Source organism: Corynebacterium sp. HMSC068G04, from assembly GCF_001814885.1.
GTDB classification, from domain to species: domain Bacteria; phylum Actinomycetota; class Actinomycetes; order Mycobacteriales; family Mycobacteriaceae; genus Corynebacterium; species Corynebacterium hiratae.
Map to the genome: position 1 here is coordinate 18,701 of NZ_KV818336.1, position 22,117 is coordinate 40,817.

Here is a 22,117-nt window from a genome sequence, read left to right on the forward strand (position 1 = left end):
CGGGGGTAAAGGCGGGTGTAAATAAAGCGTAAAAATCGGGGTAGAGAGGCGTAAAGAAGCCGCAAATAACCGGTAGGTCCCAGGGAGAACGGGCCTAACGTCAGTGCTCGGCAGGTGCACTATGCACCGGCGCTTGGTGCTTTGGGGCACCGAGCACACCTAGTATCGCTTTCACCCAAGGGGGTCTCTCCCACATGTTGGACATTCTGGTCATAGTGATCGTGGTCCTTGTGTTCAGCGGTCCTTCCTCCATCAACGAGTTTATGGACGGAGACGCGTAGAACATGAACACCATCACAGCAGTCATCGGGCTCATCATTGTTGTCGCGCTCGTGGCTTATCTCATCATTTCCCTTATTGACCCGGAGCGTTTCGCATGATCGCTAGCATTGCGGCGGTGGCGCCGCAGTATCTTGCCCTCCTTGCACTTCTAGCGGCGGCCTACGTGCCGCTGGGCAATTGGATGGCCCGCACATATACCTCTGAAAAAGACTGGGCTGTCGAGCGCCTTGTGTACAGAATTTTGCGTATTGACCCTAACCGGGGCCATAACGCCAAGAACTACACTCGTGCGCTGCTGGGCTTCAGCTTGGCCTCCGTCCTCGTCCTTTACGCAGTGCAGCGGCTCCAAGCAGTGTTGCCAAGCTTTGGCAACGCCCGCGAAGACGCAGTGGAGCCGTGGATGGCCTTCAACACCGCGGCTTCTTTCACCTCCAACACCAACTGGCAGTCCTACTCGGGTGAAGATACCCTGACCAACGCCTCCCAGATGTTGGGCCTGACCGTGCAAAACTTCGCCTCAGCCGCAGTGGGCATGTGTGTTGCTGTTGCCTTGATCCGCGGCATCGGCCACTTGGGTTATGACCGCGATACGTTGGCAACCGAGAATGGTCAGCACCTCATCGGCAACTTCTGGGTGGACCTCACCCGCGGCCTCGTCCGCATCCTGCTTCCCCTGTCGCTATTCATCTCCACCGTGCTCGTCCTCGGCGGAACCATGCAAACCTTTGGCTCGAACCTGGTTACGGAGTCCGGTGTAGATATTTCCCGTGCTCCCGTGGCCAGCCAGGAAGCCATTAAGCTCCTGGGTACCAACGGCGGTGGCATCTTCGGTGCCAACTCTGCGCACCCGTTTGAGAACCCGACCGGCTTTACCAACCTGGTGGAGATCTTCTCTCTGCTTGTCATCTCTTTCTGCATGATTCGCACGTATGGTGTGATGCTCAAGTCGCAGAAGCACGCGTGGACGCTGCTCAGCGTGGCTGGTGGTTTGTGGACCGTCATGGTTGTTCTGGTGACTTGGGCACAGCACACCCTTGTCGGCGGTGCGTCTCAGTTGGCAGGCGCCAACATGGAAGGTATCGAACAGCGACTAGGCATTGATGCCTCAGCACTGTTCGCCGTGTCTACCACGGGTACCTCGACTGGTGCGGTGGATTCTATGCACGATAGCTATTCCCCACTGGGCGGTGGTCTGCTCATCCTCAACATGCTGCTGGGTGAAATCGCGCCGGGCGGCGTGGGTACTGGCCTCTATGGCTTGTTGGTTGTGGCTATCCTCGCTGTGTTCATCGGTGGCCTCCTAGTGGGCCGCACACCGGAGTTTATGGGCAACAAGATTGGCCGCAAGGAAATTTCAGCGGTCAGCCTGTACATCCTCACCATGCCGGTTCTGGTTCTTGTGGGTGTCGGCGCTTCCGTGGCGCAGCGCAAGCTCGTGGAAGCTTCAGCGACCAACTTCGGTGCGCCGGGAACGGCTGATAATGCCCACAGCCTGTCGGAAGTTCTTTACGCCTTTACCTCGGCGGCGAATAACAACGGTTCTGCCTTTGCTGGACTGACGGTGACTGAGCCCTGGTGGCAGATCACGTTGGGCTTGGCCATGCTGTTGGGTCGCTTCCTGCCGATCGTCTTCGCCCTATACCTGGCCGGAAGCCTGGCAGGGCAGAAGCGCCAGGCCACCACCGCAGGCAGCTTGCCCACGTCCGGCATCACCTTCTCCCTGTTGACCATCGGCGTCATCCTGCTGGTCGCAGCACTCACCTTCTTCCCCGTCCTCACCCTGGGTCCCATTTCGGAGGCACTATCATGACAACCCACACCATCACCGCTGAGCCGGATAAGACTCCTCATAGCAACGCACCGGAGAAGAACAGCGGCCTCGCGGCTGCGGCGCTGAAAACGCTGCCGAGCAAAATGTCCCCGCTCGCCCAAGTACGCAACCCCGTGATGTTCGTCGTGTGGGTCGGCGCCGCACTGACCACTGTGTGGTCCATCCTCAACCCCAGCTTTTACGGATGGGTTGTGACGGTATGGCTGTGGTTCACCATTGCCTTTGCCGCCTTCGCCGAGGCTTATGCCGAAGGCCGTGGCAAGGCCCAGGCAGACAGTCTGCGCTCTGTGCGCGATGATGCCACCGCCAATCTCATTACTGACTCTGGCATTGAAGTGGTCCCCGCGTCCGGGCTGACCAAGGGTGCCATCGTGCGTGTGGAAGCAGGGGAGACCATCCCGGGTGACGGTGACGTCATCGAAGGTGCTGCCACCGTAGATGAATCGGCTATTACTGGTGAGTCGGCCCCTGTGGTCCGCGAGGCCGGCGGTGACCGCTGTGCCGTGACCGGCGGCACCGTGGTGCTCTCTGATTCCATCAAGGTCAAAATCACATCCGAACCGGGCTCCACCTTCGTTGACACCATGATCGCCTTGGTGGAGGGCGCGGAACGCCGCAAGACTCCGAACGAGATTGCGCTGAGCATCCTGCTCTCCACGCTGACCATCCTCTTCCTCGTCGCCGTCGCTGCGCTTGCCCCGATGGGTCTATTCACCGGCGCGGAGCTTTCGCCACTATCCCTTATCGCTCTGTTGGTCTGCCTAATCCCTACCACCATTGCCGCCCTACTTTCGGCAGTCGGTATCGCCGGAATGAACCGCCTCGTTCGCCACAACGTTCTGGCCACCTCCGGCCGTGCGGTGGAGGCAGCTGGTGACGTCGCCACGCTCCTCATGGACAAGACAGGCACCATCACTTACGGAAACCGCCAGGCCACCGGCCTGATTGTGGCTTCGGGCGTTGACGAGCGCGAGGCTGCAGCGATTGCTCGCATTTCCTCCCTAGCGGATGAAACCCCAGAAGGTCGCTCCATCGTGGCCTGGCTGACTGAAAACTACTCCCTGTCCAGCGAAGGAGATACAGAAGCGCGGAGTGCGGAGGTCGTTCCATTCAGCGCGTCGACGAGGATGTCCGGTCTCGACCTGGCTCACCGCAAGCTGCGCAAAGGCGCTGGCGATGCCGTACGCAAGTGGGTGACTGAAGCAGGTGGCACCTGGCCGCAAGAGATCGAGGATTCCGTAACCCAGATTGCACAAGACGGTGGCACCCCGCTGCCTGTCGCTGTGGAAGAATCCGATGGCAGCCGCACGGTTATTGCGGTGGTGCAACTGAGTGACGTCGTCAAGCCCGGCATGGCCGAGCGCTTCGCTGAACTGCGTCAGATGGGTATCAAGACCATCATGGTGACCGGTGACAACCCGCTGACCGCAGCAGCCATTGCCAAGGAAGCCGGCGTCGATGATTACATCGCCGAAGCTACTCCAGAGGACAAGCTCGCCTGCATCCGTGAGGAGCAAGCACAAGGCCGAATGGTGGCCATGACGGGTGACGGTACTAACGACGCCCCGGCGCTGGCCCAGGCGGACGTGGGCGTGGCCATGAACACTGGTACCTCCGCGGCGAAGGAAGCTGCCAACATGGTGGACTTGGATTCTGACCCGACAAAGCTCATCGATGTCGTCCGAATTGGCAAGCAGCTGCTTATCACCCGCGGCGCGTTGACTACCTTCTCCTTGGCCAATGACCTGGCGAAGTACTTTGCCATCCTGCCGGCGCTTTTCTCTACGCAGTTGCCGCACTTGGAGCGCCTCAACGTTATGCACCTACATTCCCCTGAGTCCGCCATTGTGTCCGCAGTTGTTTTCAACGCGCTCATCATCGTCGCGCTCATCCCATTGGCGCTCAAGGGTGTGTCCTACAAGCCGGCCTCCGCGTCCTCACTGTTGCGTCGAAACCTCGGCATCTGGGGTCTCGGCGGTGTTATTACCCCCTTCATCGGCATCTGGGTTATCGACCATGTCGTCTCCCTCCTTCCAGGCCTATAAAGAAAACCTGCAAAGAAAAAGGAAGCAATAATGCGTGTTTATCTGCGTAATCTCATCGCCGGATTCGTCGCCGTGTTCTTATGCGTCGTCGCGCTGGGCATGATCTATCCGGCCGCGGTGTGGGGAATATCTCGCATCACCCCGAAATCTGCCGAGGGAAACCTTATCTACCAGGGTGAATGCCTGGTCGGTTCCACTCAGATTCAGGATGGCTTGGAAAATGGCCCCTACTTCTTCGCCCGCGCGGAAGGTATGAGTAACTACGGCACATCAAGCACGGAGCTAGAGAAGGCCATCCGGGAACGCCGAGAGGAGATTGCTCAGCGCGAAGGCGTATCAGTGGAGCACGTGCCTGCCGATGCCGTTACCGGCTCCGGTTCCGGCGTGGATTCCGGCATCAGCCCTGAGTACGCGGAGCTGCAGGCTCCGCGTGTGGCCCGGGAACAGAGTATGCGTATCGAAGACGTGAAGAAGCTGATTGCAGACAATACTGAGCATGCCAGCCTGGGTTTCTTGGGTGAGGACACGGTAAATGTGACCACACTCAACATTGCATTGCCCACGCCTACCCCCTGCTCATAAAGATCAGCTCATAAGATGAAGCAATGTTGACCGAACCGACGACACCCCCGACGCGGGTCAAACGCGGCACCCTGAAGATTCTGTTGGGCGCCGCTCCCGGCGCGGGCAAAACCTGCGCCATGCTCAGCGAAGCGCACACGCTGGTCGACCAAGGCCGCGACGTTGTCGTTGGGGTCGTGGAAGACCACGGGCGCGCGTACACCAAGGCCCTGTGCGAGGGGCTGGAGATTGTACCGAGGCGCGCTGTCGAGGGCATTTCCGCGGGTGAAATGGACACCACGGCGGTTATCCAGCGGCACCCGGAGATCGTTCTCGTCGATGAGTTTGCTCACTCTAACCCGCGCGGCGAGGTTCACGAGAAGCGGTGGGAAGACATTGAGCAGATTCTGGACGCCGGAATTGACGTCATGTCGACTCTCAATATCCAGCATCTGGAGAGCCTCAACGACGTTATCAAGCAGATCACGGGTATCGCGCCGCAGGAAACAGTGCCGGACGAGGTAGTACGTGCTGCCGATGAGATCGAGCTTGTTGACGTTTCCCCTCAGCTGTTGCGCACCCGTCTGAGCGACGGCCACGTGTACCGTGAGGCACGCATTGAGCCTGCACTCAACAACTACTTCCGCGTGGGAAATCTCACCGCGCTGCGCGAGTTGGCACTGCTGTGGCTAGCGGATCAGGTTGATGAGGCACTCATCACTTATCGCTCGGATCAGAAAATCACCGAAACGTGGGAAGCGCGTGAGCGGGTGGTTGTGGCCATCCAAAACGTTGCCCATGCTGAGACTCTTATCCGCCGCGGGCGGCGCATTGCGACAAAATCCTCGGCGGAATTGCACGTGGTCCACGTTGTTTTCGGTGATTCCTTCACCTCTCGTTCCTCCTCGGTGGGGGGATCAGCGCAACAGCTCGCCCGGCTGCAGTCCTTAGCCCAGGATGTGGGCGCACGACTGCACCAGGTTACCGGGGACAGCGTCCCAGAAGCCCTGCTTAATTTTGCCCGGAGTGTCAACGCCACCCAGCTCGTAGTGGGGGTCTCGCCGCGGCGTCGTTTCGGCGTGCACTGGCACGGTACGGTAGCGGAAACGGTGCTGCGTGAATCCGGCTCGATTGACTGCCACATAGTCAACCTTCCCCCGGAAAAACCACTTCCGCTCACACGGATGCTGCATCCTTTCCGCCCCTTCCCGCAGCGTGCCATCGCGTGGCTTAGCTCAGCGTTAGCTTTCGTGGGGCTCACTGCGCTGTTGGTGCAGGCGGACGGTCAGGATTTGGGAACAGGTACTTGTTCCGCGTTCTACTTTGCGCTCATCCTGCTTGTCAGTTTGCTAGGAGGCCTGTGGCCGGCCGTAGTGGTGGCGGTGGCTTCCGGCCTAGCGGTCAACTGGTTCTTCACCGAGCCGATCCATACCTTCGATATTGCTGATCCCGCTAACGCCGTGATCGCCGTAGTCATGGTGGCTATTGCGCTGGCCGTCGGCATGCTCGTGCGCCGCGCCAAGATTGAGCGTGCGAACGCGGCTATTGCTGCGCGCGATGCCGAGCTACTCACGGTGTTTTCCCGCGCCGCCTTGAATCGCCGCGCGGATTCTTCCCCGAAAGATGCCGTGATGCGCAAGGTGGGGGAGGCTTTTAATTGTCGTAGAGCAGAGCTGCTGGATGAAAACGGTGACGTTCTTGCCACCTGGCGCGCAGCTACCCCCGAACGCACCTCGAAACACCTTCATATTCCCGAAAAAATTCGCCATGAACAGGAAGTGGACACCGTTGTTGCGAGCGCAGATGGCACGGTTCAGCTGCGTCTCGAGGGCCCGGCATTGTCTGCTCGTGACCGAGGTCTGGTCACCGTGGTAGCGGGCTATCTCGCAGGCATTGTTCGCCGCGAAAAGCTCTCTGCTGAGGCCGCGCGCGCAGATGCGATAGCCGCTGCTGACGAGTTGCGCCGAGCGCTGCTGTCTAGTGTGAGCCACGACCTGCGTACCCCGCTGGCGACGGCCAAGTTGGCGGTGTCCTCGTTGCGCAACGCTGACATTGAATTCACTCCCGAAGACCAGGACATGCTTTTGGCAGAAACTGCGGCGAGCATCGAGGAACTTACCGGATTGGTAACCAACCTGCTGGATTACTCCCGGCTCACAGCTGGCGCCATAACCGCCCGCCGAGACATCGTCGAGGTGGCCGAAGTGGCTAATCGCGCCATCGCTTCCTGTGCCTTTGGGCATTCCCGAGAGCAAATTGGGCGCATTCACCTTGACCCTAGCGTGCGTGGAGTTACGTGCTGCGCGGATACGGCGCTCATGGAGCGCGTCTTGGCCAATCTCTTCGATAACTCCTTGCGCTATGCGCCAACCGGCGACGTTACTTTGAGTGCCCAGACCACCACCGAACAGGTAGAACTGATGGTCGTCGATGAAGGCCCGGGCATCCCACCGGAGAAGCAGAAGGAACTGTTCCAAGCGTTTCAGCGTTTGGGTGATACCAGCAACGACAACGGAGTAGGCCTTGGTCTTTCTGTTGTCCAAGGCTTTGTAGAGGCCATGGGCGGTAGCATCGAGGTGGCTGCCACCCCGGGCGCAACCTTTATATTGCGGTTTCCCGTCGCGGGAGGAGAACAAAAATGACGACGAAGAAAACCAGCATCGCCATTGTGGACGATGACCCCCGCCTACTTAATACGTTGAGTATTAACTTCAAGGCTCGTGGCTACGAGGTTCACCAGGCGCGTACAGGCGCAGAGGGACTACAGGTGGTGTCGCAGCAGCAGCCAGACGTTGTGATTTTGGACATGGGGCTGCCGGATATGGATGGCACCGTCGCGTTGGAAGGAATCCGCGGGTGGTCTGCGGTACCGGTCATCATCCTGACGGCGCGCTCCGATCCGCTGTTTAGCGCCGCAGCTCTCGACCGCGGCGCGGACGACTACGTGACCAAGCCCTTCTCTATGGAGGAGCTTCTAGCCCGCGTGAGAGTGGCGTTGCGGCATGGTAGCCCACAGAGTCCGGTGAGGCGCACTGAGATCGCTGTGGTTCGCGCCGGGGATATCGTGATTGATGTTCCGCACCATTCCATCACCAAAGGTGGCGAGCCGCTGCACCTGACCCCCACCGAGTGGGGCGTGCTCACCACGTTGCTTCGCGCCCACGGCGGCTTGGTACGCAAAGAGGATCTGCTTTCTGAAATCTGGGGTCCAGGCTTTGAGGGGCAGGGGCACTACCTGCGTATTTACACCTCCCAGTTGCGCCGCAAGCTAGAGGATGACCCAGCCAATCCCGCCTTCCTCCTCACCGAGCCCGGCTTGGGGTACCGCTTCGTGGTGCCCGAGCCGGGTGTGGGAGGGAGTGGCTACTCGGAGTAGTCGTAGAAGCCCTTGCCGGACTTGCGGCCCAGCTCCCCGCGGGCAACCATGTCGCGCATGAGCTGTGGCGGACTAAAACGCTCACCCAGCTGGGATTCGAGGTATTCGGCGATGCCGAGGCGCACGTCTAGTCCGACGATATCGGTCAGCTCCAGCGGGCCGATGGGGAACTTGTAGCCCAGCACCATGGCATTGTCGATATCGCGCGGCGAGGCCACGCCTTCCTCCACCATGCGGATGGCCTCCAGCGCGATGGCCACGCCGAGGCGGGAGGAAGCGAAGCCAGGGGCATCCTTGACCACCACCGCGGTCTTGCCCAAGCCCTCGACCCAGCCTTTGGCTGTCTCCACGAGCGCTTCCGGGGTGGACTCGGCAACAACCACTTCCACCAGCTTGGAGGCCGGAACCGGGTTGAAGAAGTGTAGGCCGATGACATCGTTGGGGATGCTTTCCGCCAGCTGCGATACCGACAGCGAGGAGGTATTGGTGGCGACGACGGCCTGCGGGGCCACCTCAGCAATATCCCGGAAGGCGGCCACCTTGAGATCCATCGACTCCGGAACTGCCTCAACCACGAGGTCGAAGCCTGCAAAGGCGGAGGCGGCGGTGGACAAGCTGAGACGCTCATCCCAGGATTCGAAGGTGCCCTCCGCGCCGCGGTCGAGGGAGCCGCGGATGGCCTTGTGCACGCGCTCGCGGGCGGCGGCCACGGCGTCATCGTTGATATCCACCACGGTCACGGACGCGCCGGCGGCCAGGAAGGCGTGAGCGATGCCTGCGCCCATACGGCCGCCGCCGAGCACGCTGACCTTGGCAGGAACCTGCAGTACTGAGGACATGAGTTGACTCTCCTTGTGAGTGGAAGGTTTATTTCTTGCGGTCCAGGAAGGCCTGCATCCGCTCAAACTTGGCGGGGGACTCAAAGAGCACGGCCTGGGCGATGTTGTCTACCGCCGGGTGCGCCGCATCTGGCATGGCGATGAGCTGCTTGGTCAAGCGCACGGCGAGCGGGTCCTGCTGGGCAATGCGCCCGGCTAGTTCCAGGGCGCCGTCGACAAGCGCATCCGGCTCATGCAGCTCGCTGACCAGGTGGTTGGCTAGTGCCTCCTCGCCGTTGAGGATGCGCCCGGCCAGCAGGATTTCTTTTGCCAGGGGCGTGCCGACGCACTCCTTGAGGCGCCAAGTAGCACCCGCAGCGGCGGCAATACCCAGGCCGGCTTCGGGCTGTCCAAACTTGGCAAAGGGGGTGGACACGCGGAAGTCAGCGGCCAGCGCTAGCTCCAGACCGCCGCCGAGGGCGTAGCCATCCACCGCCGCGATGACGGGGGCCGGCAGTGAGGCGATGCGGTGGAAGATGCCGGAGTTGATGCCACGGAGGGCATCCTCGCGGCGGCGCTCACGAAGCTGCGCGATGTCTGCCCCGGAAGCGAAGATCCCGCGTGGGCCCTTCGGGGTGTCCACCGTGCAGCCGGTGATGATGAGGATGCGGGGATCGGACTCGAGCTGCGCGCAGAGTTCGTGGAACTCCGTCACCATCTGCTCATCGATGGCGTTGCGCACCTCGGGGCGGTTGAGCTTGGCGACGACTATCTCGTCCTTCTCGCCGCGCGTTGAAATCTCAATGGCAGTAGTCATCTACACCCTCTCAATCGCAATCGCGGTGCCCTGGCCCACGCCCACGCACATCGTGGCGATGCCGCGGTGCAGTCCGTCCGTTTCCAGGCGGTTGAGCAGGGTCAACGTGATGCGGGAACCGGAGGAACCCAGCGGGTGGCCCAGCGCGATGGCGCCGCCCCACGCGTTGACCTTGTCCTCGTCCAAGCCCAGCTCGCGGATGCAGGCCAGTGACTGAGTGGCAAAAGCTTCGTTGAGCTCGACGGCGTCCACGCTGTCGAGCTCCCAGCCGGCGCGCTCCAGCACGTCGCGGGTCGCCGGGATGGGGCCGGTGCCCATGATCTCCGGGCGCACACCGCGCGCGGAGTTGGCCACCACGCGGGCGCGGGCGGTCAGGTTGTGCTTCTTGAGAGCCTCGCCGGAGGCGACAATGACGCAGGAGGCGCCGTCGTTCAGCGAGGAGGCGTTACCCGCCGTGGTGACGTCACCCAGTGAGGTCACCGGGCGCAGCTTGGCCAAGATCTCCATCGTGGTGCCCGGGCGGGGGCCTTCGTCGGTGTCGACGACGGTGACGTTGCCCTTGCGGTCGGTGACCTCGATGGGCACGATCTCCCTGGCGAACTTGCCGGCTTCGATAGCAGCGAGCGCGCGCTCCTGGGAACGCACGGCGAAGGCGTCGGCTTCCTCGCGGCTAATGCCGAAGACGTTGGCCACCTCCTCGGCGGTCTCCGGCATGGAGTAGGTCATCTTCTCCTGCTCCGCGAACTTTGGGTTGGCAAAACGCCAGCCAATGGAGGTATCAAAAACCTGGCCTGGCTTGGCAAAAGGCTTGCTCGGCTTCTCCAAGACCCAGGGCGCGCGGGACATGGATTCGACGCCACCGGCGATGACAATATCCGCCTGGCCGGACTCCACGAGGGCGGTGGCCAGGGCAATCGAGGACATGCCCGAAGCACACAGACGGTTGACCGTCATCCCGGGAACGGTGTCCGGGAACCCGGCGAGCAGCCAGGACATACGGGCGACGTTGCGGTTCTCCTCGCCGGCGCCGTTGGCGTTGCCGATGATGACTTCATCCACCGCGGAGGGATCGAGTCCGGCCTCCTCCACCGTCTTCTTGATGGCGGTGGCCATGAGGTCATCTGGGCGAACCGAGGACAGTGCGCCGCCGTAGCGGCCCACGGGGGTGCGGAAGCCGGATACCAGGTATGCAGTCATATGATTCCTTAACTATTGTGTGTGTACTGCGCTGTGTGAACTGCGCGGTATGCGTTCTAGAAGGTCTGGAGGTTTTAGCGTCCGCGGAAGACCGGCGGGCGCTTCTCATTGAAAGCGGCGAAGCCTTCGTAGTAGTCCTCGGTATCGCAGAGTTTTCCTTGGGCGGTGTTCTCGGCATCGACGCTGGCCCACAAACCGGTGCCGTTGTCACGGATGTCCTGGACCAGGGTGCGGCTGGTGAGAAAAGCTTGGGTGGCGCCGCGGGCTGCGCGCTGGGCGACGCCCCGGGTAAACTCCAGCAGCTCCTCTGCCGGGACTGCACGGGAGAAGAGGCCAGCGCGCACCGCTTCCGCACCGGAGATGAGTTCGCCGGTGATGATGAGGTCCATCGCGCGGTGTGTGCCGAGGCGTTCGACGAAGAGGGAGTGCCCTCCCGAATCGAGAGTGGCGCCTAGGTTGGCGAATGGGGAACCGAACTTGGCATCTTCGGCAACGTAGACGACGTCACAGGCCAAAGCGAGACCGAGGCCGACACCCAGGCAGGGGCCGTGCACGGCGGCGAAGGTGGGGGCAGGGAAGTTATCGATCTTTGTGAGCACGGGAGTGACAACGTCCGCGAGGTAGGCGGTGGCGTCGTCTTCGCGCGGGTTGAGCCCCTTGATGTTGCGGCCGGCGCAAAAGCCTTTGCCTTCACCGCGCAAGATGAGTGCGCGGGGGCTAAGCTGCGCGGCCTCATCGAGGCAGCGAGAGAGTTCGGCGAGGTCTTCCTCCGCGAGGGAGTTGAGGGCCTTCGGGTTGTTGAGTACGAGCTCGATAACCCCGGCTTCGGCGTCGTGGTGCAGGTCGATCATGGATGTTTCTCCTAGGCGTCGAAGTCGAGGACGATGGTGGGCGTGGTGGGGCGCGACTGGCAGGTCAGGATGTAGCCAGCCTTGACCTCATCGGCCTCCAGCGCGTAGTTCTCCGCCATGTCGACCTCGCCCTCGACCAGCTTGGCGCGGCAGGTGCCGCACACGCCGCCGGCGCAGGCGAAGGGGACGTCGGAGCGCACGCGCAGGGCGGCGTTGAGCAGGGATTCGTTGGCAGAAACCGGGGACTCCACGGAGCCGGAGAGGCCATCGAGCTGGAAGTTGATGCTGACGTTATCGCCTTCCGGATCCACCTCGACGTGGCGCCCGGCCTGGTTCTGATCCCCAGAGGGCTTACCGGTGGTGAACAGCTCGTAGCGCACGTCCTTCTCACCGACATCGCGGCTGGCCAGCTCATCGCGCACCAGCTGCACCAAATCGAAGGGACCGCAGAGGAACCACTCGTCGACAGCGTCCGTGCGCACGACGTTATCCAGCAGGGTCTGGAGTTTTTCAGCATCGATGCGTCCGGAGAACAGCGGGTTGACGCGCTGCTCGCGGGAGAGGACGTGGTGCACGGCAAAGCGCGTGGGGAATTTGTCCTTGAGGTCACCGATCTCTTCGGCGAACATGACGTCGCCACCACCCTTGTTGGCAAAGATGAGCTCAAAAGTGGTGTCGGGGGAGGTGTGGAGCACGGTCTGGGCGATCGCCATGATCGGCGTGATGCCGGAACCGGCGGCGATGGCCACGAGGTGCGGGTTTTCGAGCTTCTCCAGCTCCGCGCGCACGGCTTCCGGGTTGTTAAGCCCGGTCAGGTGGGTCTTCGAGGTGAACGCGCCCTGCGGGTTCATCACGTCCATGGTGTCGCCGGGCTGCAGGGTGTCATTGGCCCACGTGGAGAACACGCCGCCGCGGTCGCGCTTGATGGCGACGCGCAGCACGCCGTCGCGAGGCACATCGCAGATGGAATAGGAGCGGCGGACTTCCTGGCCGTCGATGGTTGCCCGCAGTGCAACGTACTGGCCGGGGATGTAGTCATAGTCGTCCTGGAGCTCCGGAGGGATAGCGAAGGAAACCTCCACGGAGTCTGAAGTCAGGGCGCGCACCTCGGACACGGTCAGGGTGTTGAACGTGGCCTTCTTCTTTGTGGGGGCAGACGGGGTCGTGGTCATTAGTGCACCTTGAAGTAGTCGAAGGGCTCCAAGCAATCCTGGCAGTTGTAGAGAGCTTTGCAGGAGGTGGAACCGAATTGGGCAAGCTTACGTGTGCGGCGGGAGCCACAGTGGGGGCATTCGATGGCCGGCGGCGGTTCGAGTGTGAGCGGGATAGGACCTTCCGGCGTGGCCCGGGTTTTACCGCTGGGCGGGGCAATGCCGTAGTCCTTGAGGTTTTGCCGGCCGGTCTCCGTCATCCAGTCGGTGGTCCACGCCGGGTGGAGCACGAGATCGACGCGCACCTTCGCGTAGCCGGCATCGGTCAGCGCTGTGGTGATGTCCGCCGTGATGTGTTCCATGGCGGGGCAGCCGGAGTAGGTGGGGGTAATCGTGGCCACCGCGGTATCGCCATCTAGGCGAGCGTCCCGAAGAATTCCAAGGTCGGCGATAGAGATCACGGGGATCTCCGGATCGGGCACCTCGGCGGCGACGTCCCACACGTGGGCGTCGTCAGGCTGCGTGGGGCGCAGCGGGTGGGATTTATCTGTGATGGACACGATGAAACCTTGGTCCTTTCCTTGTCTTTACCAGGTCGCGCCGGGGTGTTGGCGCGCCAAGGACTGCATCTCCGCGAGGATGAAACCGCGGTGCTCGGAGAAACGCCCGGTGCGCTGCCCGGAGCGGGCTTGCTTGACGTCCGGGATGGCCAGACCTGCCTTGTCTAGGACGTAGGCGATGCGCTCATCGAACTGCGCGCGCAGGCTCGAGGGCAGAACTGCGATGCCTTCTGCCGCCAGCTTCTCGTGGATCGGGAGGTCTTCGAAGAGCTCGTCAAGGTAGGGCCACATGTACATCAGGCCCTCCGTGATTCGGCGGTGGGACTCCTCGGTGCCTTGGCCCAGACGAAGAATCCACTGGTTGGCGTGGTCGACGTGGTACTCGACTTCCTTGATGGCCTTCGCCGCGATCGCCGCAATGGTTTCATCCTGCGACTCCAGCAAGGCCGTGTAGAGCCCGTACTGGTAGTAGGAGAAGAGCAGCTGGCGGGCGATGGTGTAGCCGAAGTCCCCGTTCTCCTGCTCGACCAAGCGCGCGGAGCGGAACTCCTCCTCGTTACGGAAGTAAGCCAAGTCATCCTCGGTCTTGCCCCATGCGGTACCGGCGTAGGTCAGTAGGAAGCGGGCGTGCCCGATGAGATCGAGGGCGATGTTGCCCAGTGCGATGTCCTCTTCCATCTCCGGCGCGCGGGAAATCCACCAGCCCAGGCGCTGGGCCAGGATGAGGGCGTCATCGCCCAGCATGAGCGCATAGCGAGCCGTGTCCTCGGGGGCCACTGCGCCGGAGGCGGCGATGTCTTCTGCGGTGATGCCGTTGCCCTGCGATTGCTTGGTCGCAGAATCGGCGGCTGCAAATCCGGTCACAGGTGCGGCACTCCTTCCGACTTGTCGTAGTACGTGGCGTGGCGGTAGCTCTTGCCCTGCGGGGATTCGAAGAATCCGCCCTTGGAGTCCGGGTCGGAGGAGGCAATGGCTTCGCTGGGCACAACCCAGACGGAGGTTCCCTCGTTGCGGCGGGTGTAAAGGGCACGGGCATTGCGCAGGGCCATGGTGGCATCCGGTGCGTGGAGCGAGCCGGCGTGAACGTGGGAAAGGCCGCGGGAGGAGCGTACGAAGACCTCCCACATGGGCCAGGTGGAGCTGGACATGGAATCTTCCTTAAAGTGTCGTGGCTGGTTGGGCAGTGTGCTTGGGCTTAGGCGATAAGCGAGGTGTCAGCCGAGTGGTGCTTCTCGGCGTAGGCTGCGGCAGCCTCACGGACCCACGCGCCGTCGGCATGCGCTTGGCGACGTCGCTGCATCCTCTGCACGTTGCAGGGGCCTTCGCCCTTGATGACGGCCTTGAACTCGGACCAGTCGAGCTCGCCGAAGTCGTAGTGGCCGCGCTCTTCGTTCCATTTCAGGTCCGGGTCCTCGAAGTGCAGGCCAAGGGCTTCGGCCTGCGGGACAATCATGTCCACGAAGCGCTGGCGCAGCTCGTCGTTGGAGAAGCGCTTGATGTTCCATGCCATGGACTGCTTGGAGTTGGGGGAGTCATCATCCGGCGGGCCGAACATCTGCAGTGCTGGGCCGTAGAAACGGTTGATGGCTTCCTGCGCCATCTGCTTCTGCTCGGGGGTTCCGTGGGACAGCTCGTAGAGGATCTCCCAACCTTGACGCTGGTGGAAGGACTCTTCCTTACAGATGCGCACCATGGCGCGACCGTATGGGGCGTAGGAGGCGCGGCAGAGCGGTACCTGGTTGCAGATGGCGGCGCCATCCACCAACCAGCCGATGGCTCCGATGTCGGCCCACGTGCGCGCCGGGTAGTTGAAGATGGAGGAGTACTTGGCGGTGCCGTCGAGCAGCTGCTGAACCAGCTCGTCGCGCGAGGTGCCCAAGGTCTCCGCGGCGGAGTAGAGGTAGAGGCCGTGGCCGGCCTCATCCTGCACCTTGGCCATGAGGATGGCCTTGCGCTTGAGCGAAGGCGCGCGGCTGATCCAGTTGGCCTCCGGCTGCATGCCGATGATTTCGGAGTGCGCGTGCTGGGAAATCTGACGCGTCAAGGTCTTGCGGTAGGCAGCGGGCATCCAGTCGGTGGGCTCGATGCGGGAGTCTTCGGCGATGAGCTCGTCGAAGCGCTGCTGTGCTTGTGCTTCATCCGCGGCCGGGACGGCGGCGAGTGTTTTCTCTGATGGGGTCATGGGAGGAATCGTTCCCTCTCTGCTCAGTGTCGGCTCGGTGATACTTACTGACTGGTTGGTCAGTATATGGGGCATGTGTGAGCTATGTCAACCAAGTTTGTGAGCTGCGCCCTACTTGTTGCGGTTCTGGGGCTTGGCGGGCAGCACGCGGTACGTGCCGCGGAATTCGGCGATGGGCTTTCCCTTGATGCTGAGGGTGACATCGACAACGCCGTTGCGGCCCCAGGCTTGGCGGGTCACCCCAACCCCGTCAACGACATCCCCTTCGAAGGCGGGGGCGATGTAGTGGATTGAATTGTGCGCGGCCACGGCCAAGTCGCCACCGGAGTTGCAAACGCCGGCGAAGATGGAATCGGCAAACATGTATAGATAGCCACCTTGTGCCGTGCCATGTCCATTGCACATCTCCGGGCGGACGGTGAAGTGGCCTTCGCACCTGCCGACGTCTAGCGCGGTAATTTTCGCGCCAATCTCCGCGGTGGCACGGTCATCGTCGAACATGGTGCGCACGTGGGTGAACTCGGGGCCTTCGGCGACGCCGGGGGCGAGGATGGGGTGCTCGGTGCTCATGGGAATTCCTCCTTGAGGTAAGGGGTTTCCGCAGTGCTGCCGAAGGAGCGAAAAGGGGTGTGGTGGCTCACTAGTCTAACGGTGCTCGGGGCTCTCTGCTTGAATGGACTGCGTGAAGAATGAGAAATCCGCTGTCCAGGGCGCGGCACGTGGCCGCCCCGGCTACTCCCGTGAAGATGTCATTCGTGCAGCTGTCCGTGCTTTTACAGCCCGCGGCTACGACGCCACGTCGATGGATAACGTGGCGAGCGAATTGGGGATTTCTAAGTCCGCGCTCTATCACCACATCTCGTCGAAAGAAGAGATTTTGGAGCTCACGGTAGTGCAGGCACTGAGCCGTTTGGAAGCGGTCGCGGAAGAGATGGCCGCGGCCGATGTATCGGCGGGGGAGAGGGTGCGCGGGCTGTTGCGTGGCTCGATTGAGGTGCTGTGCTCCGACCCGAAGTCTGTCGCGCTCTTGCTCCGTTTGCGTGGAAACTCCGAGGTGGAGCGGAGCGCGTTGGAGCGCCGCCGTACGCTGACGCGTTCCGTGGTTCCGCTGGTGGAGGCTGCTCAGGAGGAGGGGGCTATCCGCTCCGACATTGAGGCTCCGCTGTTGACCCGCATGATTTTCGGAATGATTAACTCGACGTCTGATTGGTACGAGCCGGAGGGGCGACTTGGTGCCGAGGAGCTGGCCAGCGCTTTTGAGAGTGTTGTTTTTGGCGGCCTAGCTCCGCAAGCGACGGGCTAGTCGCGATGGGCAAGTAGTCGATCGGCTAGTCGGGGGCGAGCGTTTCGCTCCGCCGTTGGGGCTCCATATGGGGGTGGGGGCTTCTTTTGTCGGTGAAACCGCCGTGGCCTGCGATGATGTGTCGCGCTTCAAAAACTTGGCCTAATTGTGTTGTCTATCACCACAACGGCCTGTAGTGTACGTCACAAGACTTACCCAACCGAACGGTAAGTAATTAACGTACTTTTGTGCGTTGTCCCAGCTAACCAACTTCTTGCAGCACTTTCGAGGGAGCTTAAAGGGTGTGGTATTCCCCTCTCCTCGAAATGAAAGGCAACTGACGTGACCGCAACGTTTGATATCTTCTCTGACCACCACGGCCCCCAGATGGGCATTGAGTACGCCTCCCGCGATGAAATCATTGCGCTGCAGACCGCGCGCGCGAAGAACGAGCTTCGCCACGCGTACTACAACGTCCCGCACTACCGCCGTGCGTTCGATGAGAAGGGCGTTCACCCGGATGACTTCAAGGAACTCTCGGACTTTGCGCTGTTCCCGTTCACCGACAAGGAAACCCTTCGCGCGGAGTACCCCTTCGGGATGTTTGCTGTTGGCCAGAACCAAATCTCCCGCATCCACGCTTCTTCCGGCACCACGGGTCGCCCGACCGTCGTGGGATACACCGAGAATGACGTGCGTATTTGGGCCGAGCTCGTAGCCCGTTCGCTGCGGGCAGGCGGCCTGCGCAAGAGCGATAAGGTGCAGATTACGTTCGGCTATGGCCTCTTTACCGGCGGCCTGGGCGCTCACTATGGCGTTGAGGCCCTAGGAGCCACGGCGATTCCGACCTCCGGTGGTCAGACGGAGCGCCAGATCCAGATCATGCAGGACTTCCAGCCGGACGCAATTCTGGGTACGCCGTCTTACGTGCTCAACCTCCTTGACCGCATGCGCAAGGAAGGCCTGGATCCGCGCGAATCCTCCCTGCGCGCCGGCGTCTTTGGCGCCGAGCCGTGGAGCGAGGGAATGCGCCGCGAACTCGAAGAAGGCTTCGGCATTACGGCCACCGATATCTACGGCCTCTCCGAGGTAATGGGCCCTGGCGTGGCCCAAGAATGTGTCGAGACCAAGGATGGCCTGACCGTCTGGGAGGACCACTTCTACCCAGAGATCATCGATCCGGAGACCATGCAGCCGGTTCCAGGCGGCGAGTACGGCGAGTTGGTCATCTCCTCCCTCACCAAGGAGGCCTTCCCGATCATTCGTTACCGCACCCACGACATCACCCGCCTGCTCCCGGGCACTGCGCGTTCGATGCGCCGCATCGACCGCATCTCCGCTCGCAACGATGACATGATCATCCTGCGTGGCGTGAACTGCTTCCCGTCGCAGTTCGAGGAGATCATCACCGAGGACCGCCTGCTTCGCCCGCGCTACCAGTGCGTGCTGAGCAAGCGTGGCCGTATGGACCACCTCACCCTGGTGGTTGAGCACTCCTCGGAGGCTACTCCTGATCAGATCGATGCCTCCGCCGCGTGGCTGAAGAAACAGATTAAGGAGCGCATCGGCGTCACCGTTGGCGTCGAGATTACTGACCACGTCGATTGCGGTGAGGGCAAGGCCAAGAGGATCGTCGACAACCGCGATCAGTAAAACACTGCAGCGTTCTCGGCTTCTTCGGCACGCCCCGCCTCACTCATTGCCCCTTTCGTTCACTGGCTTTAACTGTATCCACCGTGCTTCTGCACCCATAGAGAAAAGACTCCCACTATGTCTGCACCAGTCACCCAACAGCCTGCCCAAGGGCCGGGAATCACTACAGGGCACAAGCGCGTGCTCGCCGGTTCGATGGTCGGCACCACCATTGAGTGGTTCGACTTCTTCATCTACGCTCAGGCCGCCGGCCTGATCTTCGCTACCCAGTACTTCGATCCGGTCTCCAACGAAAGCGCCTCCCTCGCACAGATCATTGCCTGGGCGTCGCTGGGTATTTCCTTCCTTTTCCGTCCTCTCGGGGCAATTTTGGCCGGCCACTTGGGTGACCGGCTCGGACGCAAGCCGGTCCTCGTGGTCACGTTGGTCGGCATGGGCCTGGCCACCATGTTGATGGGTGTGCTGCCGACGTACGCCTCTATCGGCATGGCAGCGCCTATCCTGCTAGTGATCTTGCGCATCCTTCAGGGCCTCTCCGCCGGCGGCGAATGGGGCGGCGCGGCGATGCTGGCCGTTGAGCACGCGCCGCAGGGCAAGCGTGGACTGTTCGGCGCGTTCCCGCAGGTTGGTGTGCCTCTTGGTATGTTTCTTGCCACCATCTTCATGCTGGTTCTCTCCTCCGTCCTCACTCCGGAGCAGTTCCTTGCCTGGGGCTGGCGCATCCCGTTCCTGTCCTCCGTGGTGCTCATTCTCCTGGGCTACCTGATTCGCCGGGCAGTAGAAGAGTCCCCGGCCTTCGCGGAGATGGAGGAACTAAAGGAAAAGTCCACGGCACCGCTTGCGGTCCTGTTCAAGGGCCACCTCGGAACCGTCATCAAGTGCGCGGTCATCTTCGCCGCCAACAACGCGATTGGCTACTTCGTCATCGCCTACTTCACCGCCTATGGCACGAAGGTCGTGGGCTATACCCGCCCCCAGGCCCTTGGGGTAGCCCTGATCGCGTCGATTGGTTGGTTTATCGGCACGCTGTACTTCGGCCACCTGTCTGACCGTTTGGGGCGCCGCACGACGTTCATTGGCGGCTACATCGTTTTGGCGCTGTATATCACCCCGGTGTTCTGGGCGGTTGACTCGGGCAACGTCATGTTCTTCGGCGTGGCCGTGTTCCTCTTGGGCGTCATCCTGGGTGCGACCTATGGCCCGCAGTCAGCGATGTACGCGGAGATGTTCCCGGTGAAGGTGCGCCTGTCGGGCGTGTCCATCGGTTACGCCTTCGGCTCCATCATCGGTGGTGCCTTTGCCCCGATGATTGCAGAGATGCTGTACACGCGGTACGAGACCTCGATGGCCATCGCCGCCTACGGCATCGCGATTTCGGTCGTTTCCCTCATCGGTGTGCTCACCGTCCCGAAGGGTATTCAGGACCGCGATCTGCACGTTTAATCGCCCCGAGTTTGTTCACTCGCCACCCCCTTTAGCGCTTAACCCTTTCTCCGCTGGCTTTTGTTCCGGCTGGAGGGTCAGGCCCTAAAGGGGGTGTGGCGTTGTGGGGGTAAATAATTATTCAAAACGGTACCTATAGGTTGGCAGGTAGGCTAAGCTTCTCGCTAATACTCGTCGTACGCGGCCCGTATAAACAATTCCTACGGTCTTGTGGTGCGCGATATTTGCTCAAGAAGAAAGTTCTCTCATGACCACATCAACCCCGCATAAGACTCGCTCTACACGCGATACTTTTAATACGCGTTTCGTCTTCCTCATGGCCGCCATCGGCTCCGCCGTCGGCCTGGGTAACATCTGGCGCTTCCCTTACGTTGCCTATGAGAACGGCGGCGGCGCCTTCCTCATCCCGTACATGGTCGCCTTGCTGACCGCCGGTATCCCCATCCTGTGGTTCGATCTCGCCATTGGTCACCGCTTCCGCGGTTCTGCGCCGCTGGCATTCCGCCGTATCAGCAGCCGCTGGGAAGGAATCGGCTGGTTCAAGGTCGGCGTGAACTTCTTCATCGCCATCTACTACGCCGCCATCATTGCGTGGGCAGCGCTCTACACTATTAAGTCCTTGCAGCAGACGTGGGGCGAGGATCCCTCGACGTACTTCATAGTTGACTTCCTCCAAGCAGACGCGGAGGCAACCTATTCCGGGCACGTTGTCCCATCCATTCTGGGCGTCATGATCCTCGTATGGGTTGTCTGCATCGCTACGCTGGCCACGAGCATCAACAAGGGCATCGGTAAGCTGACCTCCATCTTCCTGCCGGTCCTGGCCGTCATGTTCATCATTCTGGTGATCCGCGCCTTCTTCCTCGACGGTGCTGCCGAGGGCCTCAACGCCTTCTTCACTCCGGACTGGTCCGTGCTGAGCAACCCGTCGGTGTGGATCGCCGCCTACGGACAGATCTTCTTCTCCCTGTCCATCGGTTTCGGCATCATGATCACCTACGCGTCCTACCTCAAGCCGCGCACCAACCTCACCAACACGGGCCTGGTTACCGCCTTTGCGAACTCCTCCTTCGAGGTTCTCGCCGGCATCGGCGTCTTCGCCACTCTGGGCTACATGGCCGCCCAGCAGGGCGTGTCTGTCGATGAGGTGGCTGAGTCTGGTATCGGTCTGGCCTTCATCGCTTTCCCGACGATCATTAACCTCATGCCGCTCGGCTGGCTGTTCGGTGTCCTCTTCTTTGGCTCCCTGTTCCTGGCCGGTGTGACCTCGCTGATCTCCATCATGGAGGTCGTTGTCTCCGCCGTGGCAGATAAGTTCAACATTTCCCGCCGCGTTTCTGCCATCAGCGTTGGCAGCGCGATGGGAGTACTGTCCTGCTTCCTGTTCGCCACCTCCTCGGGCCTGGTCACTCTGGACATCATGGATAAGTTCACCAACAACTTGGGCATCGTCTTCGGCGCCATCTGCGCCCTCGTAGTCGTCGGCTGGGTGACCGGCCGCCGCCGCGAGATCCAGCAGCACATCAACGCCGTGTCGCAGTTCAAGGTGGGTGGCTTCTGGCAGTTCCTGACCTTCATCGCCACCCCGCTGCTGCTCGTCTACTTCCTGGTCAACGAGATCACCACGATTGTCCGCGAAGGTTATGAGGGCTACTCCTCCACCCAGATTGGTCTTTATGGCTGGACCGTGCTGGGCGTCATTCTGCTCGTTAGCTTCGTCATGCCGCTAGTGGACTTCCGCGGAAACAAGTACCTAGACGGCATAGAGACGTCTGATTACGGCGTCCCAGTGGGCGGCCGCCCGGCCGGCACACCGAACCCGCTTGCCACAGGCAACGCCGCCGCACCGAACACGGACGACAAGTAGCGGCTAGTAGGAAAGGAGAATAACAATGACTACAAGCGCAATCCTGCTCTTCATCCTCTTCGTCGTCGTCATCTGGGGCGGACTGGTTGTGTCCTCCATCTGGTTGGCGCGCAGCGACGATGAATTCACCGGTGAGCTGGGTAATGCCCCCGGCACCGACGACGAGTCCCTATCGCACCGCGTGCACCACTAAAGGGGCCG

The 22,117-nt window shown here is 61.5% G+C and carries 21 protein-coding genes; 11 read left to right on the forward strand and 10 right to left on the reverse strand.

Translation table 11 applies throughout. From position 1 onward, the window contains the following. Nucleotides 1-284: 284 nt before the first annotated feature. Genes kdpF through HMPREF2993_RS08030 form a run of 6 tightly spaced genes read left to right on the forward strand, consistent with a single transcriptional unit; the run spans nucleotide 285 to nucleotide 8,095 of the window. A complete protein-coding gene (gene kdpF, locus HMPREF2993_RS08005) occupies nucleotides 285-380 on the forward strand; it encodes a K(+)-transporting ATPase subunit F (RefSeq protein ID WP_039672809.1) in 96 nt (31 codons plus the stop codon). Beyond that, nucleotides 380-2,092 carry a potassium-transporting ATPase subunit KdpA gene (kdpA, locus tag HMPREF2993_RS08010; RefSeq protein WP_370876133.1) on the forward strand — a complete coding sequence of 571 codons (1,713 nt, stop codon included), beginning with the start codon at nucleotides 380-382 and terminating at the stop codon, nucleotides 2,090-2,092. Before kdpF ends, kdpA begins: the two co-directional genes overlap by 1 nt. Further along, nucleotides 2,089-4,158 (forward strand): potassium-transporting ATPase subunit KdpB, encoded by a 2,070-nt coding sequence (gene kdpB / locus HMPREF2993_RS08015; RefSeq protein WP_070701842.1) that lies wholly within the window; start codon nucleotides 2,089-2,091, stop codon nucleotides 4,156-4,158. The genes kdpA and kdpB overlap by 4 nt, the downstream gene beginning before the upstream one ends. Nucleotides 4,159-4,188: 30 nt before the next feature. After that, nucleotides 4,189-4,740 (forward strand): potassium-transporting ATPase subunit C, encoded by a 552-nt coding sequence (locus tag HMPREF2993_RS08020; protein WP_049146693.1) that lies wholly within the window; start codon nucleotides 4,189-4,191, stop codon nucleotides 4,738-4,740. A gap of 23 nt (nucleotides 4,741-4,763) precedes the next feature. Then, nucleotides 4,764-7,361, forward strand: a complete 2,598-nt coding sequence (locus HMPREF2993_RS08025) for an ATP-binding protein (RefSeq protein ID WP_070701844.1) — start codon at nucleotides 4,764-4,766, stop codon at nucleotides 7,359-7,361. Next, nucleotides 7,358-8,095 carry a response regulator gene (locus HMPREF2993_RS08030; RefSeq protein ID WP_070701846.1) on the forward strand — a complete coding sequence of 246 codons (738 nt, stop codon included), beginning with the start codon at nucleotides 7,358-7,360 and terminating at the stop codon, nucleotides 8,093-8,095. Before HMPREF2993_RS08025 ends, HMPREF2993_RS08030 begins: the two co-directional genes overlap by 4 nt. Here HMPREF2993_RS08030 and HMPREF2993_RS08035 read toward each other — a convergent pair. The 10 genes from HMPREF2993_RS08035 to HMPREF2993_RS08080 form a co-directional block, all read right to left on the reverse strand. Continuing rightward, a complete protein-coding gene (locus tag HMPREF2993_RS08035; RefSeq protein WP_070701848.1) occupies nucleotides 8,083-8,934 on the reverse strand; it encodes a 3-hydroxyacyl-CoA dehydrogenase family protein in 852 nt (283 codons plus the stop codon). The genes HMPREF2993_RS08030 and HMPREF2993_RS08035 overlap by 13 nt on opposite strands. Nucleotides 8,935-8,962: 28 nt before the next feature. After that, a complete protein-coding gene (locus tag HMPREF2993_RS08040; RefSeq protein WP_070701850.1) occupies nucleotides 8,963-9,730 on the reverse strand; it encodes an enoyl-CoA hydratase/isomerase family protein in 768 nt (255 codons plus the stop codon). Beyond that, the gene (locus HMPREF2993_RS08045; protein WP_070701852.1) at nucleotides 9,731-10,927 is read right to left on the reverse strand and encodes a thiolase family protein; all 1,197 of its coding nucleotides are present in this window, start codon (nucleotides 10,925-10,927) and stop codon (nucleotides 9,731-9,733) included. It abuts the gene before it with no gap. Between the two features lie 74 nt (nucleotides 10,928-11,001). Next, the gene (locus HMPREF2993_RS08050; RefSeq protein WP_070701854.1) at nucleotides 11,002-11,778 is read right to left on the reverse strand and encodes an enoyl-CoA hydratase/isomerase family protein; all 777 of its coding nucleotides are present in this window, start codon (nucleotides 11,776-11,778) and stop codon (nucleotides 11,002-11,004) included. An 11-nt stretch (nucleotides 11,779-11,789) separates the two neighbouring features. Then, on the reverse strand, nucleotides 11,790-12,950 hold the full coding sequence (paaE, locus tag HMPREF2993_RS08055) for a 1,2-phenylacetyl-CoA epoxidase subunit PaaE (protein ID WP_070510117.1): 1,161 nt from the start codon (nucleotides 12,948-12,950) through the stop codon (nucleotides 11,790-11,792). Continuing rightward, nucleotides 12,950-13,489 (reverse strand): 1,2-phenylacetyl-CoA epoxidase subunit PaaD, encoded by a 540-nt coding sequence (paaD, locus tag HMPREF2993_RS08060; RefSeq protein WP_070510120.1) that lies wholly within the window; start codon nucleotides 13,487-13,489, stop codon nucleotides 12,950-12,952. The genes paaE and paaD overlap by 1 nt, the downstream gene beginning before the upstream one ends. A gap of 27 nt (nucleotides 13,490-13,516) precedes the next feature. After that, nucleotides 13,517-14,353, reverse strand: a complete 837-nt coding sequence (paaC, locus tag HMPREF2993_RS08065) for a 1,2-phenylacetyl-CoA epoxidase subunit PaaC (RefSeq protein WP_070510123.1) — start codon at nucleotides 14,351-14,353, stop codon at nucleotides 13,517-13,519. Beyond that, nucleotides 14,350-14,637, reverse strand: coding sequence for a 1,2-phenylacetyl-CoA epoxidase subunit PaaB (gene paaB, locus HMPREF2993_RS08070; RefSeq protein ID WP_070701856.1), 288 nt, complete (start codon nucleotides 14,635-14,637; stop codon nucleotides 14,350-14,352). The genes paaC and paaB overlap by 4 nt, the downstream gene beginning before the upstream one ends. 47 nt (nucleotides 14,638-14,684) lie before the next feature. Continuing rightward, nucleotides 14,685-15,671 (reverse strand): 1,2-phenylacetyl-CoA epoxidase subunit PaaA, encoded by a 987-nt coding sequence (gene paaA, locus HMPREF2993_RS08075; RefSeq protein WP_046648768.1) that lies wholly within the window; start codon nucleotides 15,669-15,671, stop codon nucleotides 14,685-14,687. Between the two features lie 111 nt (nucleotides 15,672-15,782). Then, nucleotides 15,783-16,241, reverse strand: coding sequence for a hotdog fold thioesterase (locus HMPREF2993_RS08080; RefSeq protein WP_070701858.1), 459 nt, complete (start codon nucleotides 16,239-16,241; stop codon nucleotides 15,783-15,785). A 112-nt stretch (nucleotides 16,242-16,353) separates the two neighbouring features. On the opposite strand from HMPREF2993_RS08080, the gene HMPREF2993_RS08085 reads away from it, so the two are divergent. From HMPREF2993_RS08085 to metS, 5 genes are all read left to right on the forward strand, one after another. Then, nucleotides 16,354-16,974, forward strand: coding sequence for a TetR/AcrR family transcriptional regulator (locus tag HMPREF2993_RS08085; protein WP_246818623.1), 621 nt, complete (start codon nucleotides 16,354-16,356; stop codon nucleotides 16,972-16,974). Between the two features lie 366 nt (nucleotides 16,975-17,340). Further along, the gene (locus tag HMPREF2993_RS08090) at nucleotides 17,341-18,606 is read left to right on the forward strand and encodes an AMP-binding protein (protein WP_371325905.1); all 1,266 of its coding nucleotides are present in this window, start codon (nucleotides 17,341-17,343) and stop codon (nucleotides 18,604-18,606) included. Between the two features lie 117 nt (nucleotides 18,607-18,723). Then, nucleotides 18,724-20,049 (forward strand): MFS transporter, encoded by a 1,326-nt coding sequence (locus HMPREF2993_RS08095; protein ID WP_070701862.1) that lies wholly within the window; start codon nucleotides 18,724-18,726, stop codon nucleotides 20,047-20,049. 247 nt (nucleotides 20,050-20,296) lie between these two features. Further along, nucleotides 20,297-21,916, forward strand: coding sequence for a sodium-dependent transporter (locus HMPREF2993_RS08100; protein ID WP_070701864.1), 1,620 nt, complete (start codon nucleotides 20,297-20,299; stop codon nucleotides 21,914-21,916). 25 nt (nucleotides 21,917-21,941) lie between these two features. Continuing rightward, nucleotides 21,942-22,109: a methionine/alanine import NSS transporter subunit MetS gene (gene metS / locus HMPREF2993_RS08105; RefSeq protein WP_046648774.1), complete on the forward strand. Its 168-nt coding sequence runs from the start codon at nucleotides 21,942-21,944 to the stop codon at nucleotides 22,107-22,109. Nucleotides 22,110-22,117: the final 8 nt, after the last annotated feature.